Source organism: Stenotrophomonas sp. 2YAF22 (genome assembly GCF_052114665.1).
Taxonomy (GTDB): domain Bacteria; phylum Pseudomonadota; class Gammaproteobacteria; order Xanthomonadales; family Xanthomonadaceae; genus Stenotrophomonas; species Stenotrophomonas indicatrix.
In genome coordinates, this window is the sequence record NZ_JBFRFE010000525.1 from 1 (window position 1) to 3,123 (window position 3,123).

Below are 3,123 nucleotides of genomic sequence, written 5' to 3' on the forward strand. Positions count from 1 at the left end.
CAGGAACCCCGACTCTGCTTCGGCTGTTGCTGTTGAGGTTGCCGGCCAGCGGCCGGCACTACCGCGGGGCGCGGGGTGCAACCCCGCAAAGCAACACCCCCCTCACTTCACTGAACCGATCAGCCATTTCGGCACGGCACTTGCACTAGCTCCAGCAGACACCCCCATCCCTGTTTCTGGAACCGTTGCAGATGTCCCACTCCGTCACTTCGATCCTTTCCCAGATCCGCTCCTACCAGACCCAGGTAGGACAGCCCGCGCTCAACCCGCTGGCCGAAGCGCCGCGTAGCAATGCCCTGCCGGGCACGGTGCTGGATGCGCCGCAGGTCCAGCCTGCCAGCTTCACCGAAACCCTGCGCGGCGCCATCGCCGGCGTCAACGATGCGCAACAGAAATCCGGCGCGCTGGCCAAGGCCTTCGAACTGGGTGAACCCGGCGCCGACCTGGCCAAGGTGATGGTCGCCTCGCAGCAGTCCCAGATCGCCTTCCGCGCCACCGTGGAAGTCCGTAACCGTCTCGTCCAGGCTTACCAGGACGTGATGAACATGCCGCTGTAAGGATAGAAACGCATGGCCCTGTCGCTCTCCAAGGAATCCCTGAACGCCGAAAAGGCGGGCCAGTGGTTCGACCGGCTGCAAAGCCTGCAGATCACCCGTCGGCTCGGACTGATGGCGATGATCGCCGTGGCCGTGGCGGCAGGCCTGTTCGTGTTCTTCTGGTCGCAGAAGCCGGGCATGGTGCCGCTGTACACCGGCCTGGACCAGAAGGCCACTGCTGAAGCGACCGACCTGCTGCGTGCCGCACAGATTCCGTTTCAGCTGGACCCGGCCACCGGTGGCATCACCGTGCCGGARAAGAACCTGCACGATGCCCGCCTGAAACTGGCGGGCTCGGGCCTGACCGACAGCGGCAAGCTCGGTTTCGAGCTGATGGAGCGCGACCCCGGTTTCGGCGTCAGCCAGTTCGTGGAAAGCGCGCGCTACCAGCACGCGCTGGAAACCGAGCTGTCGCGCACCATCAATACGCTGCGCCCGGTACGCGATTCGCGTGTGCACCTGGCCATCCCCAAGCCCAGTGCGTTCACCCGCCAGCGTGATGTGGCCAGTGCCTCGGTCACCCTTGAACTGCGTGGCGGCCAGCAGCTGGAACGCAGCCAGGTCGATGCAATCGTGCACATGGTTGCTGCAGCCATTCCCGATCTGGCGCCGGAACGGGTGACCGTGGTCGACCAGAGCGGTCGCATGCTCAGCGTCAGCGACCCGAACAGCGAAGCGGCCGTCAACGCCGCCCAGTTCGAACAGGTGCGCCGCCAGGAAACCTCGTTCAACCAGCGCATCCGCGAACTGCTGGAACCGATGACCGGCCCGGGCCGGGTCAATCCGGAAGTCAGCGTCGACATGGACTTCTCGGTGACTGAAGAAGCGCGCGAGCTGTACAACGGCGAGCCGCAGAAGCTGCGCAGCGAGCAGATGAGCGAGAACAGCAGCAGTACGCCGGGCCCGCAGGGCGTGCCGGGTGCGACCAGCAACAGCCCGCCGGGTCAGGCCGCTGCACCGGCTACCGCGCAGGCGCCGACCGAAAGCAGCAAGAACGCGACCCGCAACTACGAGCTGGACCGTACCCTGCAGCACACCCGTCAGCCGGCCGGCCGCATCAAGCGCGTGTCGGTGGCGGTGCTGGTGGACAACGTGCCGCGGGCCGGCGCCAACGGCAAGGTTGCACCGCAGCCGCTGTCGGCAGCAGAACTGACCCGGGTCGAGGCACTGGTCAAGCAAGCCGTCGGTTTCAGCGCCGAGCGCGGCGACACCGTGTCGGTGATGAATGCCCCGTTCGTGCGTGATACCACGCCGGTGGAAGGCCCGGCCTGGTGGGAACTGCCGTGGGTGCACGATGCCGGCCGCATGCTGCTGGGTGCGCTGGTGGTGATGGCGCTGCTGTTCGGCGTGCTGCGCCCGGCACTGCGCGGCATCACCGGGCAGAACCGCAAGAACGAAGAACTGGCGCTGGAACCGCACACCGCGGACGTGCAGCTGGTCGATGACGATGGCACCCCGCTGCCGGCGCTCGGCGCCGACCGGGCAAGCCTGGGCGGGCCGGAAGCGCTGGCCCTGCCGGTGGATTCTTATGAGGAACGATTGCGGATGGCCCGTGAAGCCGTGAAGACCGACTCCAAGCGCGTGGCCCAGGTGGTCAAGGGCTGGGTGGCCAATGACTGAGGTCGCGCCCCTGACCGGCGTGCAGCGCGCCGCCGTCCTGTTGCTGTCGCTGGGTGAACTGGACGCGGCCGAAGTGCTGCGCCACATGGAGCCGAAGGAGGTGCAGAAGATCGGCATCGCCATGGCCACCATGTCCGACATCACCCGCGAACAGGTGGAACGGGTGATGGACCAGTTCAGCCAGGAACTGGGCTCGAAGACCTCGCTGGGCGTGGGCTCGGACGACTACATCCGCAACATGCTGGTGCAGGCGCTGGGCAGCGAGAAGGCCGGCAACCTGATCGACCGCATCCTGCTGGGCCGCAACACCACCGGCCTGGACGCACTGAAGTGGATGGACCCTCGTGCGGTGGCCGACCTGGTGCGCAACGAGCACCCGCAGATCATCGCCATCGTGATGGCGCACCTGGAAACCGACCAGGCTGCCGACGCGCTGAAGCTGCTGCCCGAGCGCACCCGCGTGGACGTGCTGCTGCGCATCGCCACCCTCGACGGCATTCCGCCCAATGCGCTGAACGAACTCAACGAGATCATGGAACGCCAGTTCGCCGGCAACCAGAACCTGAAGTCGTCCAACATCGGCGGCGTGCAGTGCGCGGCCAACATCCTCAACTTCATGGACAGCGGCCAGGACCAGGCGATCCTGGGCGAGATCGCGCGCATCGACGCACCGCTGAGTGGCCGCATCCAGGACCTGATGTTCGTGTTCGACGACCTGGTGGACCTGGACGACCGCGAGATGCAGCTGGTGCTGCGCGAAGTGAGCGGCGAGCGACTGGGCCTGGCCCTGCGCGGCGCCGACATCAAGGTGCGCGACAAGATCACCCGCAACATGTCCCAGCGTGCAGCCGAGATCCTGCTGGAAGACATGGAAGCGCGCGGCCCGGTCCGCCTGTCCGACGTGGAA

3 protein-coding genes are annotated in these 3,123 nt (G+C 66.6%); all 3 read left to right on the forward strand.

What is annotated here, in order from left to right; translation table 11 throughout:
• The first annotated feature begins 191 nt into the window (after window positions 1–191).
• Window positions 192–557, forward strand: coding sequence for a flagellar hook-basal body complex protein FliE (fliE, locus tag AB4Y84_RS17560; protein ID WP_025878997.1), 366 nt, complete (start codon window positions 192–194; stop codon window positions 555–557).
• 12 nt (window positions 558–569) lie between these two features.
• A complete protein-coding gene (fliF, locus tag AB4Y84_RS17565; RefSeq protein ID WP_099818398.1) occupies window positions 570–2,216 on the forward strand; it encodes a flagellar basal-body MS-ring/collar protein FliF in 1,647 nt (548 codons plus the stop codon).
• A gap of 10 nt (window positions 2,217–2,226) precedes the next feature.
• On the forward strand, window positions 2,227–3,123 hold an 897-nt coding region (gene fliG / locus AB4Y84_RS17570), incomplete at its 3' end, for a flagellar motor switch protein FliG (RefSeq protein ID WP_442250550.1).